The 1,451-nt window shown below is 62.2% G+C and carries 2 protein-coding genes; one reads left to right on the top strand and one right to left on the bottom strand.

The window, feature by feature from the left end; translation table 11 throughout:
• On the top strand, positions 1 to 215 hold a 215-nt coding region (locus J7024_RS36920), incomplete at its 5' end, for a glycine zipper 2TM domain-containing protein (protein ID WP_234746051.1).
• A 123-nt stretch (positions 216 to 338) separates the two neighbouring features.
• Here J7024_RS36920 and J7024_RS36925 read toward each other — a convergent pair.
• Positions 339 to 1,361, bottom strand: coding sequence for a helix-turn-helix domain-containing protein (locus tag J7024_RS36925; protein WP_327796283.1), 1,023 nt, complete (start codon positions 1,359 to 1,361; stop codon positions 339 to 341).
• Positions 1,362 to 1,451: the final 90 nt, after the last annotated feature.

Consider the following 1,451-nt stretch of genomic DNA (forward strand, 5'->3'; position numbering starts at 1 on the left):
GAAAGCTACATTCCGTGGCGGTCGGGACGGCGATAGTCACCATGACGGCGATCGTACTGGCGGGTTGCGGCGATATGTCCCACCGCGGAACGGATACCGTGATCGGCGCCGGTGTCGGCGGCGTCGCCGGTGCGGTCCTGACGGGCGGCAGTGCGTTGGGCACCGTTGGTGGAGCGGCCGTCGGCGGGGTTGTCGGCAATCAGGTCGGGAAATAGGTCGGGCGTTTTCGGAAGACCCGGTACATGGGCGATTGGGACGGCATGGACATCGACTGGCTGAGAAACGCGTTCGGCAGGCATGCGCGTCATGCCGATGGCGGGACGCAGCCCGGGCATGACCTACTTTTGCGACAGCAGCCGGTCGCTTTCCTTCTTGACTACCATGTAGCATTCGCACACACGCCGCTCGAGGGCGCTGCGATCGACGACTTCGATCAATCCGCGCGAATAACGGATGATGCCTTCTTCCTGAAGCCGTTTTGCGGTTTCCGTCACGCTGGCTCTGCGCACGCCGAGCATGTCGGCAATCAATTCCTGCGTCATTCGCACGTTGCGCGAATCCAGCCGGTCGAGGCTCAGCAGCAGCCAGCGGCAGAATTGCTGCGCGATCGAGTGATGGCGATTGCACACGGCCGTCTGCGCCATCTGGGTGATGAGCGCCTGCGTGTAGCGCAGAAACACGCGCTGCAACGCGCCGCCGCGCGCGAATTCCTCTTTCACGATCTGTCCGCTCAGGCGGAACGCTTCGCCCGCGCTCTGGACGATGGCCCGGTTCGGCATCGTTTCACCGCCCATGAACAGCGCGACGCCCAGCAGCCCGTCGCGTCCGACCACGGCAATCTCCGCGGACGAACCGTTTTCCATCACGTACAGCATCGAAATGATCGCGGTCGTCGGCAGGTAGACGTGGCTCAGGTGATCGCCCGGTTCATACACCACATGCCCGAGCGGCAGCGCGACCCACGACAGATGGGGCTCGATGCGCTTGCGCTCCTCCAAGGGCAATTCGCCAAGAAGATTGTTCGCTGCTACGGGCGAGTAGGCCGCGTCGTCCCGCTTGGCGGGCACGACGCCTGCTCCCGAGCGGATTCGGTCGATGCGCGCGAGAAGCTTCGCATGCTGTGCGGCCTGCGTTTCCCGGTTTTTCTCGGGCAGCAAGCTCGACAGCGACGTACGCAACGTGTCGTGGCCCAGCGCATCGAGGATCTTGATCTTGGTGAGGATACCGAGATCGCTTTTGCCGGTGCGCCATGCCGAGATTTGCGCACGCGTCAGCCCCAGGCTGTCGGCCAGTTGCGCATCGCTGCCGAACTGTCCCTCGCGCTTCAGTTCGTCGAACAACTTGCCCCAATCAAATCGCATGGATCGATAGTTAAGTTTGGTGTCAAATTGATTTGACATCACGCGTGGCCGATGAAAGAATACGATGAGCGTTGGCATGTCAAATCCTAG

Source organism: Burkholderia sp. WTPI3, from assembly GCF_021483755.1.
Lineage (GTDB): Bacteria > Pseudomonadota > Gammaproteobacteria > Burkholderiales > Burkholderiaceae > Burkholderia.

Excerpts from the sequence above, each read along its gene's own strand:
- J7024_RS36925 (WP_327796283.1), bottom strand. The coding sequence starts at position 1,361 with ATGCGATTTGATTGGGGCAAGTTGTTCGACGAACTGAAGCGCGAGGGA.